This window comes from Pseudomonas sp. SWRI154, assembly GCF_014268645.1.
GTDB classification, from domain to species: domain Bacteria; phylum Pseudomonadota; class Gammaproteobacteria; order Pseudomonadales; family Pseudomonadaceae; genus Aquipseudomonas; species Aquipseudomonas marvdashtae.
This window is the reverse complement of record NZ_JABWQW010000016.1, coordinates 47,988-74,979: the sequence shown is the minus strand read 5'-3', so window position 1 is coordinate 74,979 and position 26,992 is coordinate 47,988. Positions and strand designations below refer to the sequence as shown.

Here is a 26,992-nt window from a genome sequence, read left to right as displayed (position 1 = left end):
TAGACATCAATCCCAGCTAAGCGCCCCACCCGTCTGATACTCAATCACCCGCGTCTCAAAGAAATTCTTTTCTTTCTTCAAGTCCATGATCTCGCTCATCCAAGGGAACGGGTTGGTCGTCCCTGGATACTCTTCTTTAAGACCAATCTGCGACAAACGACGGTTAGCGATGAACTTGAGGTAGTCCTCCATCATCGCCGCGTTCATGCCCAGTACGCCGCGAGGCATGGTGTCGCGGGCGTATTCGATTTCCAGTTGGGTCCCTTGCAGGATCATCTGGGTTGCTTCTTCCTTCATCTCGGCATCCCACAGGTGTGGGTTTTCGATTTTGATCTGGTTGATCACGTCGATACCGAAGTTCAGGTGCATGGACTCGTCGCGCAGGATGTACTGGAACTGCTCGGCGACGCCGGTCATCTTGTTGCGGCGGCCCATGGAGAGGATCTGGGTGAAGCCGCAGTAGAAGAAGATGCCTTCCAGGACGCAGTAGTAGGCGATCAGGTTGCGCAGCAACTCTTTGTCGGTTTCCGGGGTGCCGGTTTCGAACTTCGGATCGGAGATCGAACGGGTGTATTTCAGGCCCCAGGCGGCTTTTTTCGCGACCGATGGGATCTCGTGGTACATGTTGAAGATCTCGCCTTCATCCATGGCCAGAGATTCGATGCAGTACTGGTAGGCGTGGGTGTGGATCGCCTCTTCGAAGGCCTGGCGCAGGATGTACTGGCGGCACTCCGGGTTGGTAATCAGGCGGTACACGGCCAGGACCAGATTGTTGGCAACCAGGGAGTCAGCGGTGGAGAAGAAGCCCAGGTTGCGCATCACGATGCGGCGTTCGTCGTCGGTCAGGCCTTCCGGGTTTTTCCAGAGGGCGATGTCCGCGGTCATGTTGACTTCTTGCGGCATCCAGTGGTTTGCGCAGCCGTCCAGGTACTTCTGCCAGGCCCAGTCGTACTTGAAAGGCACGAGCTGGTTGAGGTCGGCGCGGCAGTTGATCATGCGCTTTTCATCGACGGCGACACGGGCGGAGGCGCCTTCGAGTTCGGCGAGGCCTTCGGCAACGTCGAGTTTGTCGAGGGCGGCCTTGGCGCGAATGATCGCGGCCGAGTCGCTGGCTGTCACGGCGCGGGCTTCGAGCGCGGCGGCACCGCCGGCGCTGTCGAGGCGGTCCATGTTGGCTTCAGAAGCGTGGCCGGCGTTGGCGCCTTTTACCGCGACTTCGCCGCCGTCTTCTTTGTCGAATTCGTCCCAGCTCAGCATGACGTGTCGTCTCCTGCGTGAGGGCCAGATGCCCATTGAAAGGCCTACTGGCCGCGGTGGATCTTGGAAAATCGTTTGTTGCAGCAGCTGACGCAGGCAATAAACAGAAAGTTGTACGGGTGTCCTGAAGCGGCTGTGAGCACATCGGTGATCGACCGTTGCGTGGCTTCAGGCTGGCGCTGACTCCCTGTAAGGGAATATTGCAGGCCCGTTTAAGGCGGCATTATAAGGACTTTTTTGCCTACGTGGTGCGGCGAAATAGCTCACGGAAGAGGTGGCGGGGGAGATATCGCCGTGGGAGCGAGGGTTTACAAGGCTTTGGCCGTTGAAGATTTTTTTTGCATGGGTTGGAGGATGGATATTTTTGATCAGAAAATGATCGGTTTTTGCGGTTTTGCACTACATGTTGTGGTTTACGAGGGTTTTTTGTTGCTCCAGACACAACCAGGCCCGACCGGAATCGGGCCTTGGAAACCGCCAATTGTGATCAATCGGCGGAGCAGCCGTTGCCCATGACGCGGTAACGCAGGATATGGCGCTGCCCGTTGGAATCGGCGTATTCCATTTGGGCTGGGACCACTTCGCAAACGTCCGGGATCGTACTCATGGAGATGACTTTGGCAATGTCCAGGTGGGTGGAGTAGCTGTAGTCCTCAATCGCCGGTTTTTGCTGCGCGGCATTGACTGGGGTTTCGCCAGCCATTGCGGTGGCGCAAAGGCTGCCGAGGACCAGGACCCATAAAGCTTTCATTAGGATTTCACCTTTTTTGAGGTCGAGTGGGGTCACGCAGCCTTTTTGGGGCTGCGTGTGGAGCGGATGTTGGGAAAGTTCGATCAACGGCCTTCGTGGGGGCTGTGTTGCGTCAATCTTGTTGCCGGTTGGCGAGGCTGATTTTAGGAGGCGAGGACTGGGCTAAACAGACTCGGTTTTGATAAACACTATTGATCGTTCTGGCAATAATCGGCTCAAGAGGCACAGACCCTGGCGGATCCCAAGCAAGCTGGTTCTCGCAAAGGAGCGCTTCCAGGGCGGAGTTGCACGTTAGTACCGACATTTTGTAGGGACTTGTTACTACCATCGTCGAATGGTTCTATAGGCCCGCCCCAAGCTACAACGGAACCATACAAAAACAACTATTGTCACCGAGGTAAGAAAGATGAGTGCGGCTTCTGTGTATCCCGTTCGTCCCGAGGTAGCGGCCAATACGCTGACTGACGAGGCGACCTATAAGGCCATGTACCAGCAGTCGGTTGTCAACCCGGATGGCTTCTGGCGCGAGCAGGCCAAGCGCCTCGACTGGATCAAGCCTTTCACCACGGTGAAACAGACTTCTTTCGACGACCACCATGTCGACATCAAGTGGTTTGCCGATGGCACCTTGAACGTTTCCTACAACTGCCTCGACCGTCACCTGGCCGAGCGCGGCGATCAAATTGCGATTATCTGGGAGGGTGATGACCCGTCCGAGAGTCGCAACATCACCTATCGCGAGCTGCACGAAGAAGTCTGCAAGTTCGCCAACGCTCTGCGCGGGCAGGATGTGCATCGCGGCGACGTGGTGACCATCTACATGCCGATGATTCCCGAGGCTGTGGTTGCCATGCTGGCCTGCACCCGGATCGGTGCGATTCATTCGGTGGTGTTCGGCGGTTTCTCCCCTGAAGCGCTGGCCGGTCGGATCATCGACTGCAAATCCAAAGTGGTGATCACCGCCGACGAAGGCATTCGCGCCGGCAAGAAGATCCCGCTCAAGGCCAACGTCGACGATGCGCTGACCAATCCGGAAACCAGCAGCATCCAGAAAGTCATCGTGTGCAAACGCACGGCTGGCAACATCAAGTGGAACCAGCACCGTGACATCTGGTACGAAGATTTGATGAAAGTCGCCGGCACCGTTTGCGCGCCGAAGGAAATGGGCGCCGAAGAAGCCCTGTTCATCCTCTACACCTCCGGTTCCACCGGCAAGCCCAAGGGCGTGCAGCACACCACCGCCGGTTACTTGCTGTACGCGGCGCTGACTCACGAGCGCGTGTTCGACTACAAGCCAGGTGATGTCTACTGGTGCACCGCCGACGTCGGCTGGGTCACCGGTCACAGCTACATCGTCTACGGCCCACTGGCTAATGGCGCGACCACGCTGCTGTTCGAAGGCGTACCGAACTACCCGGACATCACCCGTGTGGCCAAGGTTATCGACAAGCACAAGGTCAACATCCTCTACACCGCGCCAACCGCGATCCGCGCGATGATGGCCTCAGGCACCGCCGCCGTCGAAGGCGCCGATGGCAGCAGCCTGCGCCTGTTGGGATCGGTGGGCGAGCCGATCAACCCGGAAGCCTGGGGCTGGTACTACAAGAATGTCGGCAAGGAGCGTTGCCCGATCGTCGACACCTGGTGGCAGACCGAAACCGGTGGCGTGCTGATCAGCCCACTGCCAGGCGCCACGGCGTTGAAGCCGGGTTCGGCCACGCGTCCGTTCTTTGGTGTGGTGCCGGCGCTGGTGGACAATCTCGGCAACCTGATCGAAGGTGCCGCGGAAGGCAATCTGGTGATTCTCGATTCCTGGCCAGGCCAGGCCCGTACCCTGTACGGCGACCATGATCGTTTTGTCGATACTTACTTCAAGACCTTCAGCGGCATGTACTTCACAGGTGACGGTGCGCGTCGTGACGAAGACGGCTACTACTGGATCACCGGTCGGGTGGATGACGTGCTGAACGTGTCCGGCCATCGCATGGGCACCGCGGAGATCGAAAGCGCCATGGTCGCCCATCCGAAAGTCGCCGAAGCGGCGGTGGTGGGTGTGCCGCACGACATCAAGGGGCAGGGCATTTATGTCTACGTCACCCTCAATGCCGGCGAAGAAACCAGCGAGGCCCTGCGCCTGGAGCTGAAGAACTGGGTGCGCAAGGAGATCGGGCCGATTGCTTCGCCGGACGTGATCCAGTGGGCGCCAGGCCTGCCGAAAACCCGTTCCGGCAAGATCATGCGCCGTATCTTGCGCAAGATCGCCACGGCGGAGTATGACGGGTTGGGTGATATCTCCACCCTGGCCGACCCAAGCGTCGTTGCGCACCTGATCGAGACGCACAAGACCATGAACGTCGCCTGACGGTCGCGTGTAGCGCCAAAAAGCCCCGCCCGGTATTTGCCGGATGGGGCTTTTTTGTGGGCGCGCTGGGAGGGCTTGAAGTGTGGTGCCTTTGTGGCGAGGGAGCTTGCTCCCGCTGGGCTGTGCAGCAGTCGTAAACCGGCCAATGCGGTATGCCTGAACAAACGCGGTGCCTGGCTTTTGGGGCTGCTGCGCAGCCCAGCGGGAGCAAGCTCCCTCGCCACAAGTTTGGTGGGTGAATAACTATCGGTGTTTAAAGTGGGGCGCGTCCGAGCGTTACCGGTGTTTCGAAATGTGTAACCAAAGGCGCCATAACGGGGCGATGTGAAACGCGAAGCCCCGTTTCAGGGCCTTTCCGAGCCCTTTATAAAACAAGCCGACACGCTGTGCTTGCCGGATTAGAAGGGTTTGCGAATAATGGGCCCGCTATTTGCAGTATGGATCGGTTCCCTTTCTTTTGCTCTTGCATGATTTTGCGGGGCTGTCAATGTGCTCGAACAGCTTTCTCGGTGCTTCTGTAATTTGTTGTCGCATTGAAGAAATATCGGCTTCGGGCCTGTCGTTAGAATGCCGATCACTCGCTCGTCGTGGCTGCGTTGAATAGAACGTGAGCTTCCTAGGACGCAGCACCAAAGTTCGTTCCACCCATTCGCATATTGGGCTGTTGCTCACTCTGCCGTTTTCGCCCTTTACCGATGGAGTCCCAAGATGAAGAAACTTGTGCTGCTTGGCGCCCTGGCACTGTCCGTGCTGTCCCTGCCGACATTCGCTGATGAGAAACCGCTGAAGATCGGTATCGAAGCGGCTTACCCTCCGTTCGCCTCGAAAGCCCCGGACGGCAGCATCGTCGGCTTTGACTACGACGTCGGCAATGCGCTGTGCGAAGAGATGAAGGTCAAGTGCGTGTGGGTCGAGCAAGAGTTCGACGGCCTGATTCCGGCGCTCAAGGTGCGCAAGATCGACGCGATCCTGTCGTCCATGTCGATCACTGAAGATCGTAAGAAATCCGTTGATTTCACCAACAAGTACTACAACACCCCGGCTCGTCTGGTGATGAAGGCCGGTACCCAAGTCAGCGACGGCCTGGCTGAGCTCAAGGGCAAGAATATCGGCGTGCAGCGCGGTTCGATCCACGAGCGTTTCGCCCGTGAAGTCCTGGCCCCGCTGGGTGCCGAGATCAAGCCGTACGGTTCGCAGAACGAGATCTACCTGGACGTGTCCGCTGGCCGCCTCGACGGCACCGTGGCCGACGCTACGCTGCTTGATGACGGTTTCCTTAAGACTGACGCGGGCAAGGGCTTTGCGTTCGTCGGCCCGGCCTTCACCGATGAGAAATACTTCGGCGATGGCATCGGTATCGCGGTTCGCAAGGGCGATGCGTTGAAGGACAAGATCAACAGTGCAATCGCTGCCATTCGCGAGAACGGCAAGTACAAGCAAATCCAGGACAAGTACTTCGCCTTCGATATCTACGGCAAGTAATCACGTCCCGCCACTCGTGCGAAATGGCGCAAGCAACAGGATTTCTGCGGTTTGCGCCATTTTTTCATCCCACTTTCGAGGACCTGAATCATGTTGAAAGGCTACGGGGCTGTCATCCTCGATGGCGCATGGTTGACGCTTCAGCTCGCCTTGTCGTCCATGGCCCTGGCCATCGTCCTGGGGTTGATTGGTGTCGCGTTGCGCCTCTCGCCGGTGCGTTGGCTGGCGTGGCTGGGCGACCTGTACTCGACGGTCATCCGCGGCATTCCCGACCTGGTGCTGATCCTGCTGATTTTCTACGGCGGCCAGGACCTGCTCAACCGCGTCGCGCCAATGCTCGGCTATGACGACTACATCGACCTGAACCCGCTAGCGGCCGGCATCGGCACCCTGGGTTTCATTTTTGGTGCGTACCTGTCGGAAACCTTTCGCGGTGCGTTCATGGCGGTCCCCAAGGGGCAGGCCGAAGCGGGCCTGGCGTATGGCATGAATGGGTTCCAGGTGTTTTTCCGGGTCATGGTTCCGCAGATGATCCGCTTGGCGATCCCGGGTTTCACCAACAACTGGCTGGTGTTGACCAAGGCCACCGCGCTGATTTCCGTGGTGGGCCTGCAGGACATGATGTTCAAGGCCAAGCAGGCGGCGGATGCCACCCGCGAACCTTTCACCTTCTTCCTCGCGGTGGCGGCGATGTACCTGGTGATTACCAGTGTTTCGTTGCTGGCATTGCGTCACCTTGAGAAGCGCTACTCGGTAGGCGTAAGGGCGGCTGATCTATGATCTTCGACTACAACGTCATCTATGAAGCCTTGCCGCTGTACTTCAGTGGCCTGCTGACCACCCTGAAGCTGCTGGCCCTGTCGCTGTTCTTCGGCCTGCTGGCGGCGTTGCCCCTGGGGCTGATGCGCGTGTCCAAGCAGCCGATCGTCAACATGACGGCCTGGCTCTACACCTACGTGATCCGCGGCACGCCGATGCTGGTGCAGCTGTTCCTGATCTACTACGGGCTGGCGCAGTTCGCCATCGTGCGCGAGAGTTTCCTCTGGCCGTGGCTGTCCAGCGCGACGTTCTGTGCGTGCCTGGCGTTCGCCATCAACACCAGCGCCTACACCGCGGAAATCATCGCCGGCAGCCTGCGGGCCACGCCCAACGGCGAGATCGAGGCGGCCAAGGCGATGGGCATGTCGCGCTACAAGCTGTATCGCCGGATCCTGTTGCCGTCGGCCTTGCGTCGGGCGCTGCCGCAATACAGCAACGAAGTGATCATGATGCTGCAGACCACCAGTCTCGCGTCCATCGTGACCTTGATCGACATCACTGGTGCCGCGCGCACGGTGAATGCGCAGTACTACTTGCCGTTCGAGGCTTACATCACGGCCGGCGTTTTCTACCTGTGCCTGACCTTCATCCTGGTGCGCCTGTTCAAGTTGGCCGAGCGCCGCTGGCTGGGTTACCTGGCCCCGCGCAAGCACTGATAACGCATCGATCCGATCGACTGCTCAACGATTGACGTTTTGTGAGAACCGACCGCATGTACAAGCTTGAAGTCCAAGACCTGCATAAACGCTATGGCAGTCACGAAGTGCTCAAGGGCGTGTCCCTGAAAGCCGCTGCTGGCGACGTGATCAGCATCATCGGCTCCAGTGGCTCCGGTAAAAGCACCTTCCTGCGTTGCATCAACCTGCTTGAGCAGCCCCATGCCGGCAAGATCCTGCTCAATAACGAAGAGCTCAAGCTGGTCGCCGGCAAGGATGGCGCCATGAAGGCTGCGGACCCCAAGCAGTTGCAGCGCATGCGTTCGCGGCTGTCGATGGTGTTCCAGCATTTCAACCTGTGGTCCCATATGACCGCGCTGGAAAACATCATGGAAGCGCCGGTGCATGTACTGGGCGTGGCCAAGGCTGAAGCGCGGGAGAAGGCCGAGCACTATTTGAACAAGGTCGGCGTGGCTCATCGCAAGGACGCCTACCCGGGCCACATGTCCGGCGGCGAGCAGCAGCGCGTGGCGATTGCCCGTGCGCTGGCGATGGAGCCTGAGGTGATGTTGTTCGACGAGCCGACCTCGGCCCTCGACCCGGAGCTGGTGGGCGACGTGCTCAAGGTGATGCAGGCCTTGGCCCTGGAAGGTCGGACCATGGTGGTAGTGACCCACGAAATGGGTTTTGCCCGCGAAGTGTCGAACCAGTTGGTGTTCCTGCACAAAGGCATCGTCGAAGAAAGTGGCAACCCGCGCGAAGTGCTGGTCAATCCGCAATCGGAGCGCCTGCAACAATTCTTGTCGGGCAGCCTCAAGTAATAGCTCCCGTTACGCACCTGATTTGGATCATGCTGCGCGCCTGGCGCCAGATGGTCTAATTTGGTTGCAGCCGCTTTTGGCTTTAACACTGTTTTTGCTTCGGATTGCCCGCCATGACTGCCCATCGAATAGGTTTCCTGATTTGGCCCAGCACAAAAGCCTTGACGCTGGCGCTGGCCGAGGAGGCCTTGCGCGTTGCTCAGCGAGTGCATCCGGACGTGGTCTACGAACTGTCGTTCCTGCAAGCCGAGCCGCCAGCCGACGGCGCGTGGCAGTTACCGGGCGAGCCTTGGGCCGGCAAGCTCGAGGGCTTGCAGAAGCTGTTCCTGCTGGCAGATGAGCCACCGACCGCCCTGGCCTCGCCGCTGAGCAGCGCACTCAAGCAATTGGTGCGTGCCGGTTGTGTCATCGGTGGCCTGTCCGCCGGTGTCTATCCGCTGGCTCAGTTGGGCTTGCTCGACGGTTATCGCGCCGCCGTGCATTGGCGCTGGCAGGACGATTTCTCCGAGCGCTTTCCCAAAGTCATCGCCACCAGCCACCTGTTTGACTGGGATCGCGATCGCCTGAGTGCTTGCGGCGGCATGTCGGTGCTCGACCTGTTGCTGGCGGTGCTGGCCCGGGATCACGGTGCGGAACTGGCGGGTGCGGTGTCGGAAGAGCTGGTGGTCGAGCGCATTCGCGAGGGCGGCGAGCGCCAGCGCATCCCGTTGCAGAACCGCCTCGGCTCCAGCCATCCGAAGCTCACCCAGGCGGTGCTGCTGATGGAGGCCAATATCGAAGAGCCGCTGACCACCGACGAAATCGCCCAGCATGTGTGCGTATCGCGCCGGCAACTGGAGCGGATCTTCAAGCAATATCTCAACCGTGTGCCGAGCCAGTATTACCTGGAGCTGCGCCTGAATAAGGCGCGGCAGATGCTGATGCAGACCAGCAAATCCATCATTCAGATCGGCCTGTCCTGCGGATTCTCCTCGGGGCCGCATTTCTCCAGCGCCTATCGCAACTTTTTCGGCGCCACGCCACGGGAAGACCGCAACCAGCGCCGCAGCAGCAGCCCGTTCGAATTGTCCTCGGTGCCGTCCGAACGGGGCTGATGCAGGCCCTGCCATTCGCCTCGATCAAATCTTGATGTCGGCGCCTCAAATCCTGCCGCAACGTTTAAACTGCGCCTTTGCGACGCTATTTGTCGCATTGCCGTAAACCCGCGCAAAACGTGGGTTGGCGCTATAAGAAGTTGTCGCTTGGCGGCAAGGCCGGGCGCAAAACTGTCCTTACAATCCTTACCAAGCTCGCCAGTTCCAGGCGGGTGTTCCTCTTCAGGAGACTCCGATGTCCGTTGAGCAAGCCGCGGTACAACGCGCCGATTTCGACCAGGTGATGGTTCCCAACTATGCACCTGCTGCCTTTATTCCTGTGCGTGGTGCCGGTTCCCGCGTGTGGGACCAGTCCGGTCGCGAGTTGATCGATTTTGCTGGCGGTATCGCAGTCAACGTACTCGGCCATGCCCATCCGGCGCTGGTCGGCGCCCTGACTGAACAGGCCAACAAGCTGTGGCATGTGTCCAATGTCTTCACCAATGAACCGGCGCTGCGACTGGCTCATAAGCTGATTGACGCAACCTTTGCCGAGCGCGCGTTCTTCTGCAACTCCGGCGCCGAAGCCAACGAGGCCGCCTTCAAGCTGGCCCGTCGCGTTGCGTTCGACCGTTTCGGCAGCGAGAAATACGAAATCATCGCCGCGCTCAATAGTTTCCACGGGCGCACGCTGTTCACCGTCAACGTTGGCGGGCAGTCGAAGTACTCCGACGGTTTCGGACCTAAAATTACCGGCATCACCCACGTTCCTTACAACGACCTGGCGGCGCTGAAAGCGGCTGTCTCGGACAAGACCTGTGCCGTGGTGCTGGAACCGATCCAGGGCGAGGGCGGTGTATTGCCGGCCGAACTGGCCTACCTGCAAGGCGCCCGCGATTTGTGCGATGCCCACGACGCGCTGCTGGTCTTCGATGAAGTGCAGACCGGTATGGGCCGCAGCGGTGAGTTGTTCGCCTACATGCACTACGGCGTGATCCCGGACATCCTCACCAGCGCCAAGAGCCTGGGCGGTGGTTTCCCGATCGCGGCGATGCTCACCACCGAAGCACTGGCCAAGCACCTGGTCGTCGGCACCCACGGCACCACTTATGGCGGCAACCCGCTGGCGTGCGCGGTGGCCGAAGCGGTGATCGACGTTGTGAACACGCCTGAGGTCCTCGGCGGCGTCAAAGCCAAGCATCAGAAATTCAAGGCGCGCCTGGAGCAGATCGGCGATAAGTACGGCCTGTTCACCCAAGTGCGTGGCTTGGGCCTGCTGATTGGTTGCGTGCTGAACGACGCCTGGAAGGGCAAGGCCAAGGACATCTTCAACGCCGCCGAGCAGGAAGGCCTGATGATCCTGCAAGCCGGCCCGGACGTGATTCGTTTCGCTCCGAGCCTGGTGGTGGAAGACGCCGACATCGACGCCGGCCTGGACCGTTTCGAGCGGGCCGCGGCGAAGCTGACGCAAGCCTGATTCGCCAGTGCGAACCGACTCCAATGAATGAGCGGCGCGCTGCCGCTCATTCATTGAGTATTTTTTCTCTGTGTATCGACCTCGCGGTCGAACCGTTTATTTCAAGTTAAGGAGTGACACCATGCTGGTGATGCGCCCCGCGCAAATGGCTGACCTGGGCGAGGTACAGCGTCTGGCTGCGGACAGTCCGATCGGTGTCACTTCCTTGCCGGATGACGTGGAACGCCTGAGCGACAAGATCGCCGCAAGCGAAGCTTCGTTCTCCGCCGAAGTCAGTTTCAACGGCGAGGAGAGCTATTTCTTCGTCCTCGAAGACACCGCCACTGGCAAGTTGGTGGGCTGTTCGGCGATCGTCGCGTCGGCCGGCTATTCCGAGCCGTTCTACAGCTTTCGCAACGAAACGTTCGTTCATGCGTCCCGCGAGCTGAAGATCCACAACAAGATCCACGTTCTTTCCCAGTGCCACGACCTGACCGGCAACAGCCTGTTGACGAGTTTCTACGTGGTGCCGGAACTGGTCGGGTCGCCGTGGGCGGAGCTTAATTCCCGCGGACGCCTGCTGTTCGTTGCCAGCCATCCGGAGCGGTTCGCCGATTCGGTGGTGACCGAGATCGTCGGCTACAGCGACGAGAATGGCGACTCGCCGTTCTGGGACGCCATCGGTCGCAACTTCTTCGACCTCAACTACGCCGCCGCCGAGCGTTTGTGCGGGCTGAAAAGCCGTACCTTCCTCGCTGAGCTGATGCCGCATTACCCGATCTATGTGCCGCTGTTGCCGGACGCCGCCCAGGAAGCCATGGGCCAGGTTCATCCTCGGGCGCAGATCACCTTCGACATCCTGATGCGCGAAGGTTTCGAGACCGACCATTACATCGACATCTTCGACGGTGGCCCGACCCTGCATGCGCGCGTTTCGGGCATCCGTTCGATTGCCCAGAGTCGCGTGGTGCCGGTCAAGATCGGCGAACCGGTCAAGGGCGCCGGCCGCCAATACCTGGTGGCCAACGCCCAGTTGCAGGATTACCGCGCCGTGCTGCTCGAACTTGATTACGCACCCGGCAAGCCAGTGACCCTGGACATGGAAGCGGCCGAAGCCTTGGGCGTCGGCGAAGGCGCCAGCGTGCGCCTGGTAGCTGTTTAACGCCTTACCGCTGAGTTTCGCGGGTGGCGTGAGCGGCCCGTTTGAGGAGATAGCATGATCGTTCGTCCCGTACGCAGCAGCGATTTACCCGCTCTGATCGCCCTGGCCCGCAGCACCGGTACCGGCCTGACCACCTTGCCGGCCAACGAAGAGCGCCTGGCGCATCGGGTCGGCTGGGCCGAGAAGACCTTTCGCGGCGAAGCCGGGCGCGGCGATGCGGACTACCTGTTCGTGCTCGAAGACGATGACGGCCGCGTGGTGGGCATTTCCGCTATCGCCGGTGCCGTGGGCCTGCGCGAGCCCTGGTACAACTTCCGGGTCGGCCTGACGGTCAGCGCCTCCCAGGAACTGAACATCTACCGGGAAATCCCGACGTTGTTCCTCGCCAACGACCTGACCGGCAATTCCGAGCTGTGCTCGCTGTTCCTGCACGCCGACTTCCGCAGTGGCCTCAATGGCCGGATGCTGGCCAAGGCGCGGCTGTTGTTCATCGCCGAGTTTCCACAGCTGTTCGGCAACAAGATCATCGCTGAGATGCGCGGCATGTCCGATGACAACGGCCGTTCGCCATTCTGGGAAAGCCTGGGCCGGCATTTCTTCAAGATGGAATTCAGCCAGGCCGACTACCTGACCGGTGTGGGCAACAAAGCCTTCATCGCCGAGCTGATGCCCAAGTTCCCGCTGTACACCTGCTTCCTGTCCGAAGATGCCCGGGCCGTGATTGGCCAGGTTCATCCTGACACGGAGCCGGCGCTGTCGATGCTCAAGAGCGAAGGGTTCAGCTACCAGGGTTACGTTGACATCTTCGATGCCGGCCCGGCCATCGAATGCGAGACCGGCAAGATCCGCGCGATTCGCGACAGCCAGGCGCTGGTGCTGGCCATCGGCACGCCGGGCGATGACGCCACGCCGTTCCTCATCCATAACCGCAAGCGTGAAGACTGCCGCATCACCGCAGCACCGGCGCGCTTCGCCGCGGGCACACTGGTGGTCGATCCGCTGACCGCCAAACGTCTTCAACTCAACGCCGGCGATCAAGTGCGTGCCGTGGCGTTGTCTGCCGCTCGGGAGTCGAAATAATGAAATCGCTGTACATCGCTGGAAGTTGGCTGGAAGGCCAGGGCGACGTCTTTGAGTCGTTGAACCCGGTGACCCAACAGGTGTTGTGGTCTGGCAAAGGCGCCACGGCCGCGCAGGTGGAGTCCGCTGTGCAGGCGGCGCGCCAGGCGTTCCCGGACTGGGCGCGGCGCTCGCTGGATGAGCGCATCCAGGTACTGGAAGCGTTTGCCGGCAACCTGAAGACTCATGCTGACGAATTGGCCCGTTGCATCGGTGAGGAAACCGGCAAGCCGCTGTGGGAATCGGCCACTGAAGTCACCAGCATGATCAACAAGGTGGCGATTTCGGTGCAGAGCTACCGCGAGCGGACCGGCGAGAAGAGCGGCCCGCTGGGCGACGCCACCGCTGTGCTGCGCCACAAGCCCCACGGCGTGGTGGCGGTGTTCGGCCCCTACAACTTTCCCGGCCATTTGCCCAACGGCCACATCGTGCCCGCACTGCTGGCAGGCAACTGCGTGTTGTTCAAGCCCAGTGAGCTGACGCCGAAAGTCGCCGAGCTGACGGTCAAGTGCTGGGTCGAGGCCGGCCTGCCAGCGGGCGTGCTGAACCTGCTGCAAGGCGCGCGGGAAACCGGTATCGCCCTGGCGGCGGATCCGGGGATCGACGGGCTGTTCTTCACCGGGTCCAGTCGCACCGGCAACTTGCTGCATCAACAGTTTTCCGGTCGGCCGGACAAGATCCTGGCGCTGGAGATGGGCGGTAACAATCCGCTGGTGGTGGATGAGGTGGCCGACGTCGATGCGGCGGTCTACACCATCATCCAATCTGCCTTCATTTCCGCCGGCCAGCGCTGCACGTGCGCACGCCGTCTGCTGGTGCCGAAAGGGGCGTGGGGCGATGCCTTGCTCGAGCGCCTGGTGCAAGTCAGTTCGACCATCGAGGTGGGCGCCTTCGACCAGCAGCCGGCGCCGTTCATGGGCTCGGTGGTGTCCTTGGGCGCGGCGAAAGCGCTGATGGATGCGCAGAATCATTTGCTGGGCAAGGGCGCGGTGCCGTTGCTGGCCATGACTCAGCCCCAGCCACAGGCTGCGTTGCTGACCCCGGGGATTCTCGATGTGACTGCCGTGGCCGAGCGCCCTGACGAGGAGCTGTTCGGGCCGCTGCTGCAAGTCATCCGCTACCAGGATTTCGCTGCAGCGATCAGCGAGGCCAACAATACCCAATATGGCTTGGCCGCCGGCTTGCTGTCGGATTCGCAAGCGCGCTACGAACAGTTCTGGCTGCAAAGTCGTGCCGGTATCGTCAACTGGAACAAACAGCTGACCGGCGCCGCCAGCAGCGCGCCGTTCGGCGGTGTCGGCGCCTCGGGCAACCATCGCGCGAGTGCCTATTACGCGGCGGATTATTGCGCTTATCCGGTGGCCTCGCTGGAAACCCCAAGCCTGGTCATGCCGGCGAGCCTGACGCCTGGTGTGCGGATGGCGTAAAACCGCTATCCCGGGTTCGCTCGCGATAGCCGCGCCGTGGTTGTTATTGATGCCTATAAAAAACAGATTCTCGTGGAGCCTCGCTGATGAAATCCTATGAAGTCAACTTTGACGGTCTAGTGGGGCCGACCCATAACTACGGCGGGCTCTCCTACGGCAACGTTGCGTCCCAGAGCAACAGCCAGCAGTCGTCCAACCCCAAGGAAGCGGCGCTGCAGGGCCTGGCGAAAATGAAGGCGCTGATGGAAATGGGTTTCCAGCAAGGCGTGCTGGCGCCACAGGAGCGTCCGGATGTGGCGGCCCTGCGGCGGTTGGGTTTTGCCGGCAGCGATGCCCAAGTCATCCAGCAGGCGGCGAAAGAAGCGATGCCGCTGCTCGTCGCCAGTTGCTCGGCCTCGAGCATGTGGGTCGCGAATGCCGCCACGGTCAGCCCGAGCGCCGACACCGCCGACGGCCGCGTGCATTTCACCGCCGCCAACCTCAATTGCAAATACCACCGCAGCATCGAACATCCGACCACCAGCCGCGTGCTCGGAGCGATGTTTGCCGACCAGCAGCACTTCGCTCATCACGCTGCCTTGCCGGCGGTGGCGCAGTTCGGTGATGAAGGCGCGGCCAACCACACGCGTTTCTGCCGCGCCTATGGTGAGGCCGGTGTCGAATTCTTTGTATTCGGTCGCAGTGCTTTCGACAGCCGTTATCCATCGCCGCACAAATACCCGGCGCGCCAGACCCTCGAGGCGTCTCGCGCGGTCGCCCGCCTGCATGGACTGAGCGAAGAGGGCGTGGTGTACGCCCAACAGAATCCGGCAGTGATCGACCAGGGCGTTTTCCACAACGATGTGATCGCGGTGGGCAACGGCGAGGTGCTGTTCTATCACGAGGACGCGTTCCTCGAGACCGACAAGATGCTGGCCGAACTGAGCAGCAAACTCGCCAAGGTCGGTGGGAAATTCCAGTCGGTGTGCGTGCCGCGTTCGGCCGTTACCGTCGATGATGCAGTGCGTTCCTACCTGTTCAATAGCCAGTTGCTGTCGCGCCCCGACGGCTCGATGCTGCTGATCGTGCCGGAAGAATGCCGTAGTAACGAGCGCGTCTGGCAATACCTGCAAGGCCTGACCGGCGCTGGCGGCGTGATCCGCGAAGTGAAGGTTTTCGACCTCAAGCAAAGCATGCAGAACGGTGGTGGCCCGGCGTGCCTGCGGTTGCGCGTGGCGCTGAACGAAACCGAACTGGCGGCGGTGAATCCAGGGGTTATCATGACCGCGCCGCTGTACGATTCGCTGACCCAATGGGTCGATCGCCACTACCGCGACCGCATGACCGAAAACGACCTGGCGGACCCGCAATTGCTGCTTGAATGCCGGTCGGCACTGGATGAACTGACACAAATCCTTAAACTTGGCGCGGTTTATCCTTTCCAGATCAATTGAAAGCGCGCGCGACCTGACTACAGTCAAAGCAGGGCGCGTTGCCTTACCCCCAGCGAGAATGTAAAGACATGAGCGATACCCTGCAGCTGATCCTTGAAGACACCGACGGCACGCAACTGGAAACTTCCTGCACTCGCGTCGCAGTGATGTGGCAAGGCAAGGAACTGTGGATCCAGCAGGACGGCCGGGGCCAGTTGCTGATCGGCGTCGACGTCGAGGAAGGGGATGAGGAATACGCCAACCTGCTGCTGCGTCCATTGGCGACCAACCTGGTCAGCCTGCAACTGGAAATGGAACCGGCCGACGTCGGCGATGATGACCATGTCCATGGCCCGGATTGCGGCCACGACCATTAAGGAACCCGCGCTATGCTCGCCCTCGGCAAACTGCTTGAACTGACGCTCGCCGGCCGTGAACCGGCGGAGAAGACTCAACTGACTGTCGAAGGCGTACGGATGCGCTGGTTGAGCGAAGGCGCGCTTGAGGTCAAGCCGCCCGAAGCCCGGGATAACGGCCTGGACCTGCTGCTATCGGCCGGAATCCACGGCAACGAAACCGCGCCGATCGAATTGCTCGACCGCCTGTTGCATGGCATTGCCCGCGGCGACCTGAAGCCTCGGGCGCGCATTCTGTTCCTGTTCGGCAATCCCGAGGCCATCCGTCGCGCAGAGCGCTTCGTCGAGCAGGACGTCAACCGGCTGTTCAATGGCCGCCACGAATTGAGCGGCGGCCCCGAAGCGTTGCGAGCGTGTGAACTTGAACGGCTGGCCGCGAGTTTTTTCAGCGTGCCGGACCGCAGCCGTCTGCATTACGACCTGCACACTGCCATTCGCGGCTCGAAGATCGAGCAGTTCGCCCTGTATCCGTGGAAGGAAGGCCGTCCGCATTCACGTCGCGAACTGGCGCGCCTGCGCGCGGCGGGCATGGAGGCGGTGTTGCTGCAGAACAAGCCGTCCATCGTGTTCAGCGCCTACACCTATGATCAGCTCGGCGTCGAGTCTTTCACCCTGGAATTGGGCAAGGCCCGGCCGTTTGGGCAGAACAACGGGGTTAACGTCAGCTTGCTGGAAACCCGCCTGCAACAGATCATTGAAGGCAACGAGCCGGAGCTGGATGAAGGCCTCGATGGCTTGCAACTGTTCAGCGTCGCCCGGGAAATCATCAAGCACAGCGATAGCTTCCGCCTGAACTTGCCGGCGGACATCGAGAATTTTTCCGAGCTTGAAAAAGGTTATGTGCTGGCCGAGGACATCGCCCAGACTCGTTGGGTGATCGAAGAGGACGGTGCCCGGATCATTTTCCCGAACCCCAAGGTCAAGAATGGCTTGCGCGCCGGGATTCTGATCGTGCCGGCGACGGATGAAAACCTGGCCTGAGTCCAGCGTCGACTCGGTCGTGGGAACGAGCAAGGCCGCCCCCACGATCGAATCGGCCTCAGACTGCTAGGGCGCGCTGCTCGCTGCGGCGCAATGCCCGGGTCTTGTGCAGCGTATCAGCGCAGGTCTTCGCCGCTTCCTGGCCCTTGTGCACGAAATGCTCGAAGAAGAATTTCTGATGTTCTTCGCCTGCATGAAAGTGATGCGGCGTGAGCACGACCGAAAACACCGGCACTTCGGTTTCCAATTGGACCTGCATCAGGCCGCTGATCACCGATTGGGCGACGAATTCGTGACGGTAGATGCCGCCATCCACTACCAAGCCTGCAGCGACGATGCCGGCGTACCGGCCGGACTTTGCCAGCAGCTTGGCGTGCAACGGGATTTCAAAGGCGCCGCCAACCTCGAAGAAGTCGATGTCGCTTTCCTGATAACCCTGGCTGATCATCTCGGCGACGAAGCCCTTACGGCTCTGGTCGACGATTTCCTTGTGCCAGCAGGCCTGGATGAACGCGACGCGCTCGCCCGGATGGGTTTTGGTTTTACTGTCGATTGCAGTGGGTTGCATGTTCTGGTTCCTGTTTGTGTGAAAAACAGGGCGTCATGAATCGAAGGGGATTCGAGGGTACGCAGCGCACAAGACAGTCGCAGGCGGCCCTTGGGTGTCAATCCCGTTCTCTCTTCATCCGGACTATGACCGTCGGCCCCGGGATCGCACCGGGTCTGCTGACCTTGTCGCTGCACCGCAAGAAAGTGGTGAGTGCCAAGCGCTCGCGGGCTATGCGCATTGCGCGCAATTACCGCCGGTGGGGAGTTGCACCCCGCCCTGAGAACGTTTTTGTCGCCGTGGTTGGCGGCGGAGGATTTTTAACACATATTTCGGTGCAGCGCATGGGCAACTGGCTTGATTATTCATCGCCATGCCCGCAGTAATTGCCCTTCGAAAGGGAATTCTCCCCACCCGCACCCGAGGCCAGATTCATGAGTGTTATCGATCTTCGCAGCGACACGGTCACCCAACCTTCCGCCGGCATGCTCGATGCCATGGCCAATGCGCCAACCGGCGACGACGTCTACGGTGAGGACCCGACCGTCAATCGCCTTGAAGCCGAACTCGCCGAGCGCCTTGGCTTCGCGGCGGCGCTGTTCGTGCCGACCGGTACCATGAGCAACCTGCTGGGGTTGATGGCTCATTGTGAGCGCGGCGACGAATACATCGTCGGCCAGCAGGCCCACACCTACAAATACGAAGGGGGCGGTGCGGCGGTGCTCGGTTCGATCCAGCCCCAGCCTCTCGAGGTACAGGCTGATGGCTCGCTGGACCTGACCCACGTGGCTGCGGCGATCAAACCCGATGACTTCCACTTTGCCCGCACCCGCCTGCTGGCCCTGGAAAATACCATGCAGGGCAAGGTGCTGCCGCTGGAATACCTGGCTCGGGCCCGGCGTTTCACCCAGGAACATGGCTTGGCGCTGCACCTGGACGGGGCGCGGTTGTACAACGCCGCGGTCAAGCTGAACGTCGACGCACGCGAGATAACCCAGCATTTCGATTCGGTGTCGGTGTGCCTGTCCAAGGGCTTGGGTGCGCCCATTGGCTCGGTGCTGTGTGGCAGCGTCGAGCTGATCGGCAAGGCCCGGCGGCTGCGCAAGATGGTCGGTGGCGGCATGCGCCAGGCCGGGATCCTCGCGGCGGCGGGGCTGTATGCCCTGGAGCATCAGGTCCAGCGCCTGGCCGATGATCACGCCAATGCCCAGCGGCTCGCCGACGGCTTGCGTGCGGCAGGCTATGACGTCGAGCCCGTGCAGACCAACATGGTTTACGCACAGCTTGGCGAGCGGGCCGAGGCGATCAAGGCATTCGCCGCGGAACGTGGCATCAAGCTCAGTGCCGCGCCCCGTTTGCGCATGGTGACCCACATGGACGTCAGCGCCGGGCAGATCGACCAGGTCATCGACACTTTCGTCGACTTTTCCCGCAACTGATCGCCCCGGCGAGCCAATTGACAGTTTCTATCGCATAAACACGCTGTACCCCACGCAAAGGGCCGATATAATGCGGCCCTTTGCCGTTGCTTCGTCTGTTGACGTTTTGCACAGGCCTTTGGCCGCAGCCTCCGTGGAAGAACCTAATGAAAAGCGCAGAAATCCGTGAAGCCTTCCTTCGCTTCTTCGAAGAGCAAGGCCACACCCGAGTAGCCTCCAGCTCTTTGATTCCGGGCAACGACCCGACCCTGCTGTTCACCAACGCGGGGATGAACCAGTTCAAGGACTGCTTCCTGGGCCAGGAAAAACGTGCCTACACCCGTGCGGTGAGCAGCCAGAAGTGCGTCCGCGCCGGCGGCAAGCACAACGACCTGGAAAACGTCGGCTATACCGCTCGTCACCACACCTTCTTCGAAATGCTGGGTAACTTCAGCTTCGGCGACTACTTCAAGCGCGACGCCATCACCTTCGCCTGGAACTTCCTGACCTCCGAGAAGTGGCTGAACCTGCCCAAGGAAAAGCTCTGGGTCACGGTCTACGCGACGGATGACGAAGCCTATGACATCTGGACCAAAGAGGTCGGTGTCCCGGCTGAGCGCATGGTGCGCATCGGCGACAACAAAGGCGCGCCTTACGCGTCCGACAACTTCTGGACCATGGGCGACACCGGCCCATGCGGCCCTTGCACCGAGATTTTCTACGATCACGGCGCCGACATCTGGGGCGGCCCACCCGGCTCGCCGGAAGAAGACGGCGACCGCTACATCGAGATCTGGAACAACGTCTTCATGCAATTCAACCGCACCGCCGATGGCGTGTTGCATCCGTTGCCAGCGCCGTCGGTGGACACCGGCATGGGCCTGGAGCGGATCAGTGCGGTGCTGCAGCACGTTCATTCCAACTATGAAATCGACCTGTTCCAAAGCCTGTTGAGCGCTTCGGCAAAGGCCATCGGTTGCTCCAACGACAACCAGGCTTCGCTCAAAGTGGTGGCGGACCACATCCGTTCGTGCGGCTTCCTGATTGCCGATGGTGTGCTGCCATCCAACGAAGGCCGTGGCTACGTGCTGCGCCGGATCATTCGTCGCGCGTGCCGTCACGGCAACAAGCTGGGCGCCAAGGGCAGCTTCTTCTATCAGATCGTCGCCGCGCTGGTGGCCGAGATGGGCGAGGCTTTCCCGGAACTCCAGTCCCAGCAGGCGCACATCGAGCGCGTGCTCAAGGGCGAAGAAGAGCAGTTTGCCAAGACCCTGGAGCAGGGCCTGAAAATCCTCGAGCAGGACCTGGCCGAGCTCAAGGGCAACGTGGTTCCGGGCGATGTGGTGTTCAAGCTGTACGACACCTATGGCTTCCCGATGGACCTGACCGGCGACATCGCCCGCGAACGCAACCTGACCCTCGACGAGGAAGGTTTCGAGCGCGAGATGCAAGCCCAGCGCGTGCGTGCGCGTTCCGCCAGTTCTTTCGGCATGGACTACAACAGCCTGGTCAAGGTTGACGTGGCAACCGAGTTCACCGGTTACGCCGCGACCACCGGCTCGGCCAAGATCGTCGCGATCTATAAGGACGGACAATCGGTCGACATCCTGAGCGAAGGCCAAGAAGGCGTGATCGTACTGGACAAGACGCCGTTCTACGCCGAGTCCGGTGGCCAGATCGGCGACAGCGGCTACTTGCAGGCTGGCAATTCGCGCTTCGATGTGCGCGACACCACCAAGACCGGCGGCGCGTTCCTGCATCACGGCGTGCTGGCCTCCGGCAGCCTGATGATCGCCGCACCCGTGGCCGCTCATGTCGATGCCGAAGTTCGTCATGCGACGTCGCTGAACCACTCCGCCACGCATTTGCTGCACGCCGCGTTGCGCCAAGTGCTGGGCGAACATGTCCAGCAGAAGGGCTCGTTGGTGGACAGCCAGCGCCTGCGTTTCGACTTCAGCCATTTCGAAGCGATCAAGCCGGAGCAACTCAAGGCGCTGGAAGACATCGTCAATGCCGAAATCCGCAAGAACTCCCCGGTAGAAACCGAGGAAACCGACATCGAGACCGCCAAGCGCAAGGGCGCCATGGCGCTGTTCGGTGAAAAATATGGCGACAACGTGCGCGTGCTGAGCATGGGCGGTGATTTCTCCGTGGAGCTGTGCGGTGGCATCCACGCCAGTCGCACCGGTGACATCGGCCTGCTGAAGATCATCAGCGAAGGCGGCGTGGCTTCCGGCGTGCGGCGTATCGAGGCGGTCACCGGCGCTGCGGCGCTGGCGTACCTCAATGCGGCGGAAGAACAACTCAAGGAAGCGGCGAGCCTGATCAAGGGCAGCCGTGACAACCTGATCGACAAGCTCTCGGCTGTGCTGGAGCGCAACCGCCTGCTGGAAAAGCAACTCGAGCAGTTGCAGGCCAAGGCCGCCAGCGCCGCGGGCGACGATCTGTCGGCCCAGGCCGTGGATGTCAAGGGCGTGAAGGTGCTGGCCGTGCGTCTCGATGGCCAGGACGGCAAGGCGCTGCTGGCGCTGGTCGATCAACTGAAAAACAAACTCGGCCGCGCAGTGATCCTGCTCGGCGGTGTCCATGAGGAAAAGGTCGTTCTCGTCGCAGGCGTGACCAAAGACCTGACTGGCCAACTCAAAGCCGGTGATTTGATGAAGCAGGCCGCTGCGGCAGTGGGCGGGAAGGGCGGTGGTCGTCCGGACATGGCGCAAGGCGGCGGTACCGACGCCAGCGCCCTGGACGCGGCACTGGCCCAGACCGTTGCATTTGTAGAGCAGGGTATTTAAGGCAGCGCTCCGGGCTCGCCAAGCGTGGGCCCGACCGCTGTTGATTGATTATTGGGCGCCCTTCATGGGCAGAGGCGGCTTTGAAATGGCTTTGATCGTACAGAAATTTGGAGGCACCTCGGTCGGCACCGTCGAGAGAATCGAGCAAGTCGCCGACAAGGTTAAGAAATTCCGTGATGCGGGCGACGACCTGGTGGTCGTGCTGTCGGCAATGAGCGGCGAGACCAACCGTCTGATCGATCTGGCCAAGCAAATCAGCGGCGACCAGCAACCGGTCCCCCGCGAGCTGGACGTGATCGTGTCCACTGGCGAGCAGGTGACCATCGCCTTGCTGGCCATGGCCCTGATCAAGCGTGGCGTGCCGGCGGTGTCCTACACCGGCAACCAGGTTCGTATCCTGACGGACAGTGCGCACAACAAAGCGCGTATCCTGCAGATCGACGACCAGAAAATTCGCGGTGACCTGAAGGCCGGTCGCGTTGTGGTTGTCGCCGGCTTCCAGGGCGTGGACGAGCACGGCAATATCACCACCCTGGGCCGTGGCGGTTCCGATACCACCGGCGTGGCGCTGGCGGCAGCCCTCAAGGCTGACGAGTGCCAGATCTACACCGATGTGGATGGCGTCTACACCACCGATCCGCGGGTTGTCCCCGTGGCTCAGCGCCTGGACAAGATTACCTTCGAAGAGATGCTGGAAATGGCCAGCCTCGGTTCCAAGGTGTTGCAGATCCGCGCGGTCGAATTCGCCGGCAAGTACAACGTTCCGCTGCGCGTTCTGCACAGCTTCAAAGAGGGTCCGGGCACCCTCATTACTATTGATGAAGAGGAATCCATGGAACAGCCGATCATCTCCGGCATCGCTTTCAACCGCGATGAAGCCAAGCTGACCATCCGTGGTGTGCCAGACACTCCCGGCGTGGCCTTCAAGATTCTCGGCCCGATCAGTGCCGCCAACATTGAGGTGGACATGATCGTGCAGAACGTCGCGCACGATAACACCACCGATTTCACCTTCACCGTGCACCGCAACGACTACCAATCTGCTGAAACCGTGCTGAAAAAGACGGCTGTCGAGATCGGCGCCCGGGAAGTGGTGGGCGATACCAAGATCGCCAAGGTCTCGATCGTCGGTGTCGGCATGCGTTCCCACGCAGGCGTGGCTAGCCGCATGTTCGAGTCCCTGGCCAAGGAAAGTATCAATATCCAGATGATCTCCACCTCGGAAATCAAGGTGTCCGTGGTGATCGAAGAGAAGTACCTGGAGTTGGCCGTGCGCGCCCTGCACACGGCTTTTGAACTCGACGCTGCTGCCCGACAGGGCGAGTAAGGCGTTGTACTGAGGGCGCGGCGTTGACCGCGCCCTTTGTTTTTCTGCATGGCGTGCCCCCAAAACTGTTCTTTTGCGCGCGCTGGTCAATACTAGGCCTGTAGGCTGCGACCGTTTCGGTTGTAGGTCCCATGCCTTTTTTTTGCAGACTGTTGTCCCTTAAGTGAATTGCGTGAGGAGAAAGGTATGCTGATTCTGACTCGTCGGTGTGCAGAAAGCCTGATTATTGGCGATGGCGAAATCACCGTGACCGTGCTCGGCGTCAAAGGAAACCAAGTACGTATCGGCGTCAACGCCCCGAAAGAGGTCGCTGTGCATCGGGAGGAAATTTACCTGCGTATCAAGAAAGAGAAGGACGACGAACCAAGCCATTAATTTTTATCGATTTTTATGTTTGCAAACGGGGATGAAGGTGGTTAATATACGCCCCGTGTTGCGGAGAGCTGGCCGAGTGGCCGAAGGCGCTCCCCTGCTAAGGGAGTACACCTCAAAAGGGTGTCGGGGGTTCGAATCCCCCGTTCTCCGCCATTATTCGTTTAGTGCGCTGTAGTCTGGCTTGATCGGTAAGTGATTGAAATTACTGAAAAAAGCGCTTTACAAAAAGATTCGGCGACCTATAATGCGCGGCAACAAATGCACTCGTAGCTCAGCTGGATAGAGTACTCGGCTACGAACCGAGCGGTCACAGGTTCGAATCCTGTCGAGTGCACCATTTAAGAGTTGCTTGCAGCGATGCAAATAACTTGGCTTCAACCAGTTGTGATCTGGTATAAAACCACAATCTGCACTCGTAGCTCAGCTGGATAGAGTACTCGGCTACGAACCGAGCGGTCACAGGTTCGAATCCTGTCGAGTGCACCAAACACCAAAAAGCCCGCATTCAATGCGGGCTTTTTGCTGTCTACGATTTGCCTTTTATACATCCTTTCTCATCGAATACGACTTCTGTACTACGGCCTTTCTTCGCTTTGTAGGTATACCGCGTACTCGAATTCCGAACCCTGATCGTGTCGGGCTTGCCCAGCGCGCTGATGACATCCTGCTGGCTCATGCCGGCGATGATGCGTTGATCGATGATGGCTTCGCGGCGCTGGCCGGCGTTGATCAGATTTCCGCAGTTGTCTTCGAACTGGCCAACAATGGTCGGTTCCTTGCGCCTGGTTTTGTTGCCGGATGTTTGACGGGGTTCCGCTTCGGGCAGCATCGGCTCGGCGTGGCTCGGCGTGAACGAATGAATCTGCTGCAGCGACAGGGTCTCGCCTGCTTCGCAACTCAAACTCGTAAACGTAACCTGCCCGGCGACGTTCTCGCAGCGATGCACGTTTTGCTCGGTAGCCCATAAAGGCAGGCAGGGCAGGGCGGCGAGCAAAAATAGACAGTGACTTGGCGACATCATCCTGGCGTCCTCCTTGACGTAGAAATGAAAGGGTAGCCGCTGGGTTTTTGCCCTGGCGTGTGTTTTATTTTCAAGATGAGTCGTCGTAAATGCCGAGGTTTAGCCTGTGTCCAGGTTTGTCTCGCAAGCGCTTGTTCTTGCCATGATTTTTTAACGTTTTACGGCGTCAAGCGGTGTATGATTGCGCCCGTCAGCCCCGCCGGGGCTTTGGAATATCTTCATGGACTTACCCAGTAGTTACTCAATATCCCGTTTTGCCAATCATGAATTGACTGATTGATCCTTCCGGCGTGGTCCACTGCTGGGAGTGGAGTTCGCCTATGACCGAAGTAGAAGTAAAAAAAACGCAGGAAAGCCTTCAGGATCGCCTCGCTCAAGTCGTTGAGCTGCTGCATCGCCAGCGGGTCGTCGAAGACCTGACGCATCGCCAGGAAGGCCCTCACTCCGACCGGGTCGGGAACCTGGTCCACCGGCAGAATCTCGTCGAGTTGCAGCGCAAGCTCGATGACCTGCACTCAGCCGACGTCGCCTACATCCTTGAAGCCTTGCCCCTGGAAGAGCGTCTGACGGTCTGGCAACTGGTTCAGGCTGATCGCGACGGTGACATTCTGCTCGAAGTGTCCGACTCGGTCCGTGAGACCTTGATCGCCGACATGGATGATCACGAGTTGCTGGCCGCCGCGAAGGAGATGGACGCCGACGAACTCGCCGACCTTGCCCCCGAACTGCCGCGCGACGTTGTCCATGAGCTGATGGAAGCCCTCGATGGCCAGCAGCGGGAGCGTGTGCGCTCGGCGTTGTCCTATGACGAGGAGCAGGTCGGTGCGCTGATGGACTTCGAGATGGTGACCATCCGCGAAGACGTCAGCCTTGAAGTGGTCTTGCGCTACCTGCGTCGCCTCAAGGAGCTGCCGGGGCATACCGATAAACTCTTCGTGGTCGATTACGACGGCGTGCTCAAGGGCGTGCTGCCCATCAAGCGCTTGCTCGTCAATGACCCAGAGAAGCAAGTGGCCGAGGTCATGGCCAGCGATCCGGTGAGTTTCCACCCGGACGAAAATGGCTACGATGCCGCCCAGGCGTTCGAGCGTTATGACTTGATTTCCGCGCCGGTGGTGGACAAGAACGGCAAGCTGATCGGCCGTCTCACGATCGACGAAATGGTTGACCTGATCCGTGAGGAAAGCGAAAGCGAAGTCCTCAGCATGGCCGGTCTGCGCGAAGAAGAAGATATATTCGCCTCGGTCTGGAAATCCCTACGTAACCGTTGGGCCTGGCTGGCGATCAACCTGATTACGGCTTTTGTCGCTTCCCGCGTCATCGGCCTGTTTGAAGGCTCCATCGAGAAGCTGGTGGCACTCGCTGCGTTGATGCCGATCGTTGCCGGTATCGGTGGTAATTCCGGCAACCAGACCATTACCATGATCGTTCGCGCCATGGCGCTGGACCAGGTCAGCACCGGCAATACCTCGCGATTGATGCGCAAGGAATTGGCAGTGTCCTTGATCAACGGCGTGATCTGGGGTGGGGTGATCGGCGTGGTGGCGTATCTGCTATATGGCAGCTGGTCACTAGGTGTGGTCATGACTGCCGCGATGACGCTCAACCTGCTGTTGGCCGCGCTGATGGGAGTATTGATCCCGATGACCTTGGCTCGTCTGGGGCGCGACCCGGCAATGGGGGCCAGTGTGATGATTACCGCCGTGACGGACAGTGGCGGTTTCTTTATTTTCTTGGGTTTGGCGACGATTTTCCTGCTCTGAGCACCTCATAAAAGAAGCCCGCCTGATTGGCGGGTTTTTTCTGGGCGATGACTTTGCAATCAAATGCCGAATTGAAGCCCAAAAAAAGCCAGCACAAGGCTGGCTTTAATGTCTGGGTTGCGATCAGGACGCGTCTGCGGCCATTTCGGCGTCGTGAGCGATCAGCGAAACGAGGGCGTTTTGCTGGCGATGGGAGAGTTGTCGGAAGCGTTGAAGCAACTCGCGCTCATGCAACGACAGCTCCGGGCTGTCCAGGCGCATGCTCAGCTCTTCACCCAAGGCACCTTCCTGAATCAGGCTTTGCTCTAGGCGCGCGATGATTTCGGAGTTCATGCTGCGGTGATGATTACGAGCCACCTCGGCAATGCGTTCCCGCATTCCGTCTGGCAGACGTACGACGAACTTGTCAGCCGTACGGCTGGAATAAATTGCCTGTTTCATTGGGCGCATATTTATTTAACCGGTTAGTTCAGGGAAGCGGTTCTCGGGATTGGCCGCAGGATGTCGATAGGACAAGGTCTGCAGCCAAATGTTCAACCTGAATTGTTAAGAGGC

Annotated in this window: 23 protein-coding genes, 3 tRNA genes and 1 riboswitch; of the genes, 21 read left to right on the top strand and 5 right to left on the bottom strand. The window is 60.1% G+C overall.

Annotated features, from left to right (window positions below; all coding sequences use genetic code 11):
- Positions 1–6 precede the first annotated feature (6 nt).
- A complete protein-coding gene (locus HU806_RS15885) occupies positions 7–1,257 on the bottom strand; it encodes a ribonucleotide-diphosphate reductase subunit beta (RefSeq protein WP_186612273.1) in 1,251 nt (416 codons plus the stop codon).
- A 487-nt stretch (positions 1,258–1,744) separates the two neighbouring features.
- A complete protein-coding gene (locus HU806_RS15880; RefSeq protein ID WP_186612272.1) occupies positions 1,745–2,008 on the bottom strand; it encodes a DUF2790 domain-containing protein in 264 nt (87 codons plus the stop codon).
- Positions 2,009–2,414: 406 nt separating this feature from the next.
- Between HU806_RS15880 and acs the strand changes: the two genes are divergently transcribed.
- From acs to astE, 13 genes are all read left to right on the top strand, one after another.
- Complete coding sequence (gene acs, locus HU806_RS15875; RefSeq protein WP_186612271.1) at positions 2,415–4,370, top strand: acetate--CoA ligase; 1,956 nt, start codon at positions 2,415–2,417, stop codon at positions 4,368–4,370.
- Between the two features lie 708 nt (positions 4,371–5,078).
- On the top strand, positions 5,079–5,852 hold the full coding sequence (gene aotJ, locus HU806_RS15870; RefSeq protein WP_186612270.1) for an L-arginine-binding protein AotJ: 774 nt from the start codon (positions 5,079–5,081) through the stop codon (positions 5,850–5,852).
- Positions 5,853–5,942: 90 nt separating this feature from the next.
- Positions 5,943–6,632 carry an ABC transporter permease gene (locus HU806_RS15865; RefSeq protein ID WP_186612269.1) on the top strand — a complete coding sequence of 230 codons (690 nt, stop codon included), beginning with the start codon at positions 5,943–5,945 and terminating at the stop codon, positions 6,630–6,632.
- Entirely contained in the window at positions 6,629–7,327 is a 699-nt protein-coding gene (locus HU806_RS15860; RefSeq protein ID WP_030142460.1) for an ABC transporter permease, read from the top strand. Before HU806_RS15865 ends, HU806_RS15860 begins: the two co-directional genes overlap by 4 nt.
- Before the next feature lie 56 nt (positions 7,328–7,383).
- Entirely contained in the window at positions 7,384–8,148 is a 765-nt protein-coding gene (locus tag HU806_RS15855; RefSeq protein WP_053124413.1) for an ABC transporter ATP-binding protein, read from the top strand.
- A 113-nt stretch (positions 8,149–8,261) separates the two neighbouring features.
- A complete protein-coding gene (locus tag HU806_RS15850) occupies positions 8,262–9,242 on the top strand; it encodes a GlxA family transcriptional regulator (RefSeq protein WP_186612268.1) in 981 nt (326 codons plus the stop codon).
- 235 nt (positions 9,243–9,477) lie between these two features.
- Positions 9,478–10,698: an aspartate aminotransferase family protein gene (locus HU806_RS15845; protein WP_186612267.1), complete on the top strand. Its 1,221-nt coding sequence runs from the start codon at positions 9,478–9,480 to the stop codon at positions 10,696–10,698.
- 121 nt (positions 10,699–10,819) lie between these two features.
- Positions 10,820–11,839: an arginine/ornithine succinyltransferase subunit alpha gene (gene aruF, locus HU806_RS15840; RefSeq protein ID WP_186612266.1), complete on the top strand. Its 1,020-nt coding sequence runs from the start codon at positions 10,820–10,822 to the stop codon at positions 11,837–11,839.
- A 54-nt stretch (positions 11,840–11,893) separates the two neighbouring features.
- Positions 11,894–12,919 carry an arginine N-succinyltransferase subunit beta gene (gene aruG, locus HU806_RS15835; protein WP_186612265.1) on the top strand — a complete coding sequence of 342 codons (1,026 nt, stop codon included), beginning with the start codon at positions 11,894–11,896 and terminating at the stop codon, positions 12,917–12,919.
- Positions 12,916–14,385, top strand: coding sequence for a succinylglutamate-semialdehyde dehydrogenase (astD, locus tag HU806_RS15830; RefSeq protein WP_186612317.1), 1,470 nt, complete (start codon positions 12,916–12,918; stop codon positions 14,383–14,385). Before aruG ends, astD begins: the two co-directional genes overlap by 4 nt.
- An 86-nt stretch (positions 14,386–14,471) precedes the next feature.
- Entirely contained in the window at positions 14,472–15,818 is a 1,347-nt protein-coding gene (gene astB, locus HU806_RS15825) for an N-succinylarginine dihydrolase (protein ID WP_186612264.1), read from the top strand.
- A gap of 68 nt (positions 15,819–15,886) precedes the next feature.
- Positions 15,887–16,174 (top strand): hypothetical protein, encoded by a 288-nt coding sequence (locus HU806_RS15820; protein WP_003178862.1) that lies wholly within the window; start codon positions 15,887–15,889, stop codon positions 16,172–16,174.
- A 12-nt stretch (positions 16,175–16,186) separates the two neighbouring features.
- Positions 16,187–17,194 (top strand): succinylglutamate desuccinylase, encoded by a 1,008-nt coding sequence (astE, locus tag HU806_RS15815; protein ID WP_186612263.1) that lies wholly within the window; start codon positions 16,187–16,189, stop codon positions 17,192–17,194.
- A 58-nt stretch (positions 17,195–17,252) separates the two neighbouring features.
- Here the strand turns inward: astE and HU806_RS15810 are convergent, their stop codons facing one another.
- Positions 17,253–17,762, bottom strand: coding sequence for a 6,7-dimethyl-8-ribityllumazine synthase (locus HU806_RS15810; protein WP_186612262.1), 510 nt, complete (start codon positions 17,760–17,762; stop codon positions 17,253–17,255).
- Between the two features lie 101 nt (positions 17,763–17,863).
- Positions 17,864–18,032, bottom strand: a riboswitch (FMN riboswitch).
- Between the two features lie 143 nt (positions 18,033–18,175).
- Between HU806_RS15810 and ltaE the strand changes: the two genes are divergently transcribed.
- The 7 genes from ltaE (at position 18,176) to HU806_RS15775 (ending at position 24,139) form a co-directional block, all read left to right on the top strand.
- Positions 18,176–19,180, top strand: coding sequence for a low-specificity L-threonine aldolase (ltaE, locus tag HU806_RS15805; protein ID WP_186612261.1), 1,005 nt, complete (start codon positions 18,176–18,178; stop codon positions 19,178–19,180).
- 146 nt (positions 19,181–19,326) lie between these two features.
- Positions 19,327–21,951, top strand: a complete 2,625-nt coding sequence (alaS, locus tag HU806_RS15800) for an alanine--tRNA ligase (protein WP_186612260.1) — start codon at positions 19,327–19,329, stop codon at positions 21,949–21,951.
- An 85-nt stretch (positions 21,952–22,036) separates the two neighbouring features.
- Positions 22,037–23,278: an aspartate kinase gene (locus HU806_RS15795; protein WP_186612259.1), complete on the top strand. Its 1,242-nt coding sequence runs from the start codon at positions 22,037–22,039 to the stop codon at positions 23,276–23,278.
- Between the two features lie 186 nt (positions 23,279–23,464).
- Positions 23,465–23,653 carry a carbon storage regulator CsrA gene (gene csrA, locus HU806_RS15790; RefSeq protein WP_003178872.1) on the top strand — a complete coding sequence of 63 codons (189 nt, stop codon included), beginning with the start codon at positions 23,465–23,467 and terminating at the stop codon, positions 23,651–23,653.
- A 62-nt stretch (positions 23,654–23,715) separates the two neighbouring features.
- Positions 23,716–23,806, top strand: a tRNA-Ser gene (locus HU806_RS15785).
- A gap of 107 nt (positions 23,807–23,913) precedes the next feature.
- A tRNA-Arg gene (locus HU806_RS15780) sits at positions 23,914–23,990 on the top strand.
- Between the two features lie 72 nt (positions 23,991–24,062).
- A tRNA-Arg gene (locus HU806_RS15775) sits at positions 24,063–24,139 on the top strand.
- Positions 24,140–24,179: 40 nt separating this feature from the next.
- Here HU806_RS15775 and HU806_RS15770 read toward each other — a convergent pair.
- Positions 24,180–24,671, bottom strand: coding sequence for a cell envelope protein SmpA (locus HU806_RS15770; protein ID WP_186612316.1), 492 nt, complete (start codon positions 24,669–24,671; stop codon positions 24,180–24,182).
- Between the two features lie 323 nt (positions 24,672–24,994).
- Here HU806_RS15770 and mgtE point away from each other — a divergent pair, with 323 nt between their 5' ends.
- Positions 24,995–26,437, top strand: coding sequence for a magnesium transporter (gene mgtE / locus HU806_RS15765; RefSeq protein ID WP_186612258.1), 1,443 nt, complete (start codon positions 24,995–24,997; stop codon positions 26,435–26,437).
- Positions 26,438–26,560: 123 nt separating this feature from the next.
- Here mgtE and HU806_RS15760 read toward each other — a convergent pair whose 3' ends face one another.
- Entirely contained in the window at positions 26,561–26,887 is a 327-nt protein-coding gene (locus tag HU806_RS15760) for an Arc family DNA-binding protein (RefSeq protein ID WP_010226671.1), read from the bottom strand.
- Positions 26,888–26,992: the final 105 nt, after the last annotated feature.

Bases quoted from the DNA above. Each gene is read 5' to 3' on its own strand.
- HU806_RS15885 (WP_186612273.1), bottom strand. From the start codon at position 1,257: ATGCTGAGCTGGGACGAATTCGACAAAGAAGACGGCGGCGAAGTCGCG.
- HU806_RS15880 (WP_186612272.1), bottom strand. From the start codon at position 2,008: ATGAAAGCTTTATGGGTCCTGGTCCTCGGCAGCCTTTGCGCCACCGCA.
- acs (WP_186612271.1), top strand. From the start codon at position 2,415: ATGAGTGCGGCTTCTGTGTATCCCGTTCGTCCCGAGGTAGCGGCCAAT.
- aotJ (WP_186612270.1), top strand. From the start codon at position 5,079: ATGAAGAAACTTGTGCTGCTTGGCGCCCTGGCACTGTCCGTGCTGTCC.
- HU806_RS15865 (WP_186612269.1), top strand. From the start codon at position 5,943: ATGTTGAAAGGCTACGGGGCTGTCATCCTCGATGGCGCATGGTTGACG.
- HU806_RS15860 (WP_030142460.1), top strand. From the start codon at position 6,629: ATGATCTTCGACTACAACGTCATCTATGAAGCCTTGCCGCTGTACTTC.
- HU806_RS15855 (WP_053124413.1), top strand. From the start codon at position 7,384: ATGTACAAGCTTGAAGTCCAAGACCTGCATAAACGCTATGGCAGTCAC.
- HU806_RS15850 (WP_186612268.1), top strand. From the start codon at position 8,262: ATGACTGCCCATCGAATAGGTTTCCTGATTTGGCCCAGCACAAAAGCC.
- HU806_RS15845 (WP_186612267.1), top strand. From the start codon at position 9,478: ATGTCCGTTGAGCAAGCCGCGGTACAACGCGCCGATTTCGACCAGGTG.
- aruF (WP_186612266.1), top strand. From the start codon at position 10,820: ATGCTGGTGATGCGCCCCGCGCAAATGGCTGACCTGGGCGAGGTACAG.
- aruG (WP_186612265.1), top strand. From the start codon at position 11,894: ATGATCGTTCGTCCCGTACGCAGCAGCGATTTACCCGCTCTGATCGCC.
- astB (WP_186612264.1), top strand. From the start codon at position 14,472: ATGAAATCCTATGAAGTCAACTTTGACGGTCTAGTGGGGCCGACCCAT.
- HU806_RS15820 (WP_003178862.1), top strand. From the start codon at position 15,887: ATGAGCGATACCCTGCAGCTGATCCTTGAAGACACCGACGGCACGCAA.
- astE (WP_186612263.1), top strand. From the start codon at position 16,187: ATGCTCGCCCTCGGCAAACTGCTTGAACTGACGCTCGCCGGCCGTGAA.
- HU806_RS15810 (WP_186612262.1), bottom strand. From the start codon at position 17,762: ATGCAACCCACTGCAATCGACAGTAAAACCAAAACCCATCCGGGCGAG.
- ltaE (WP_186612261.1), top strand. From the start codon at position 18,176: ATGAGTGTTATCGATCTTCGCAGCGACACGGTCACCCAACCTTCCGCC.
- alaS (WP_186612260.1), top strand. From the start codon at position 19,327: ATGAAAAGCGCAGAAATCCGTGAAGCCTTCCTTCGCTTCTTCGAAGAG.
- HU806_RS15795 (WP_186612259.1), top strand. From the start codon at position 22,037: ATGGCTTTGATCGTACAGAAATTTGGAGGCACCTCGGTCGGCACCGTC.
- csrA (WP_003178872.1), top strand. From the start codon at position 23,465: ATGCTGATTCTGACTCGTCGGTGTGCAGAAAGCCTGATTATTGGCGAT.
- HU806_RS15770 (WP_186612316.1), bottom strand. From the start codon at position 24,671: ATGTCGCCAAGTCACTGTCTATTTTTGCTCGCCGCCCTGCCCTGCCTG.
- mgtE (WP_186612258.1), top strand. From the start codon at position 24,995: ATGACCGAAGTAGAAGTAAAAAAAACGCAGGAAAGCCTTCAGGATCGC.
- HU806_RS15760 (WP_010226671.1), bottom strand. From the start codon at position 26,887: ATGCGCCCAATGAAACAGGCAATTTATTCCAGCCGTACGGCTGACAAG.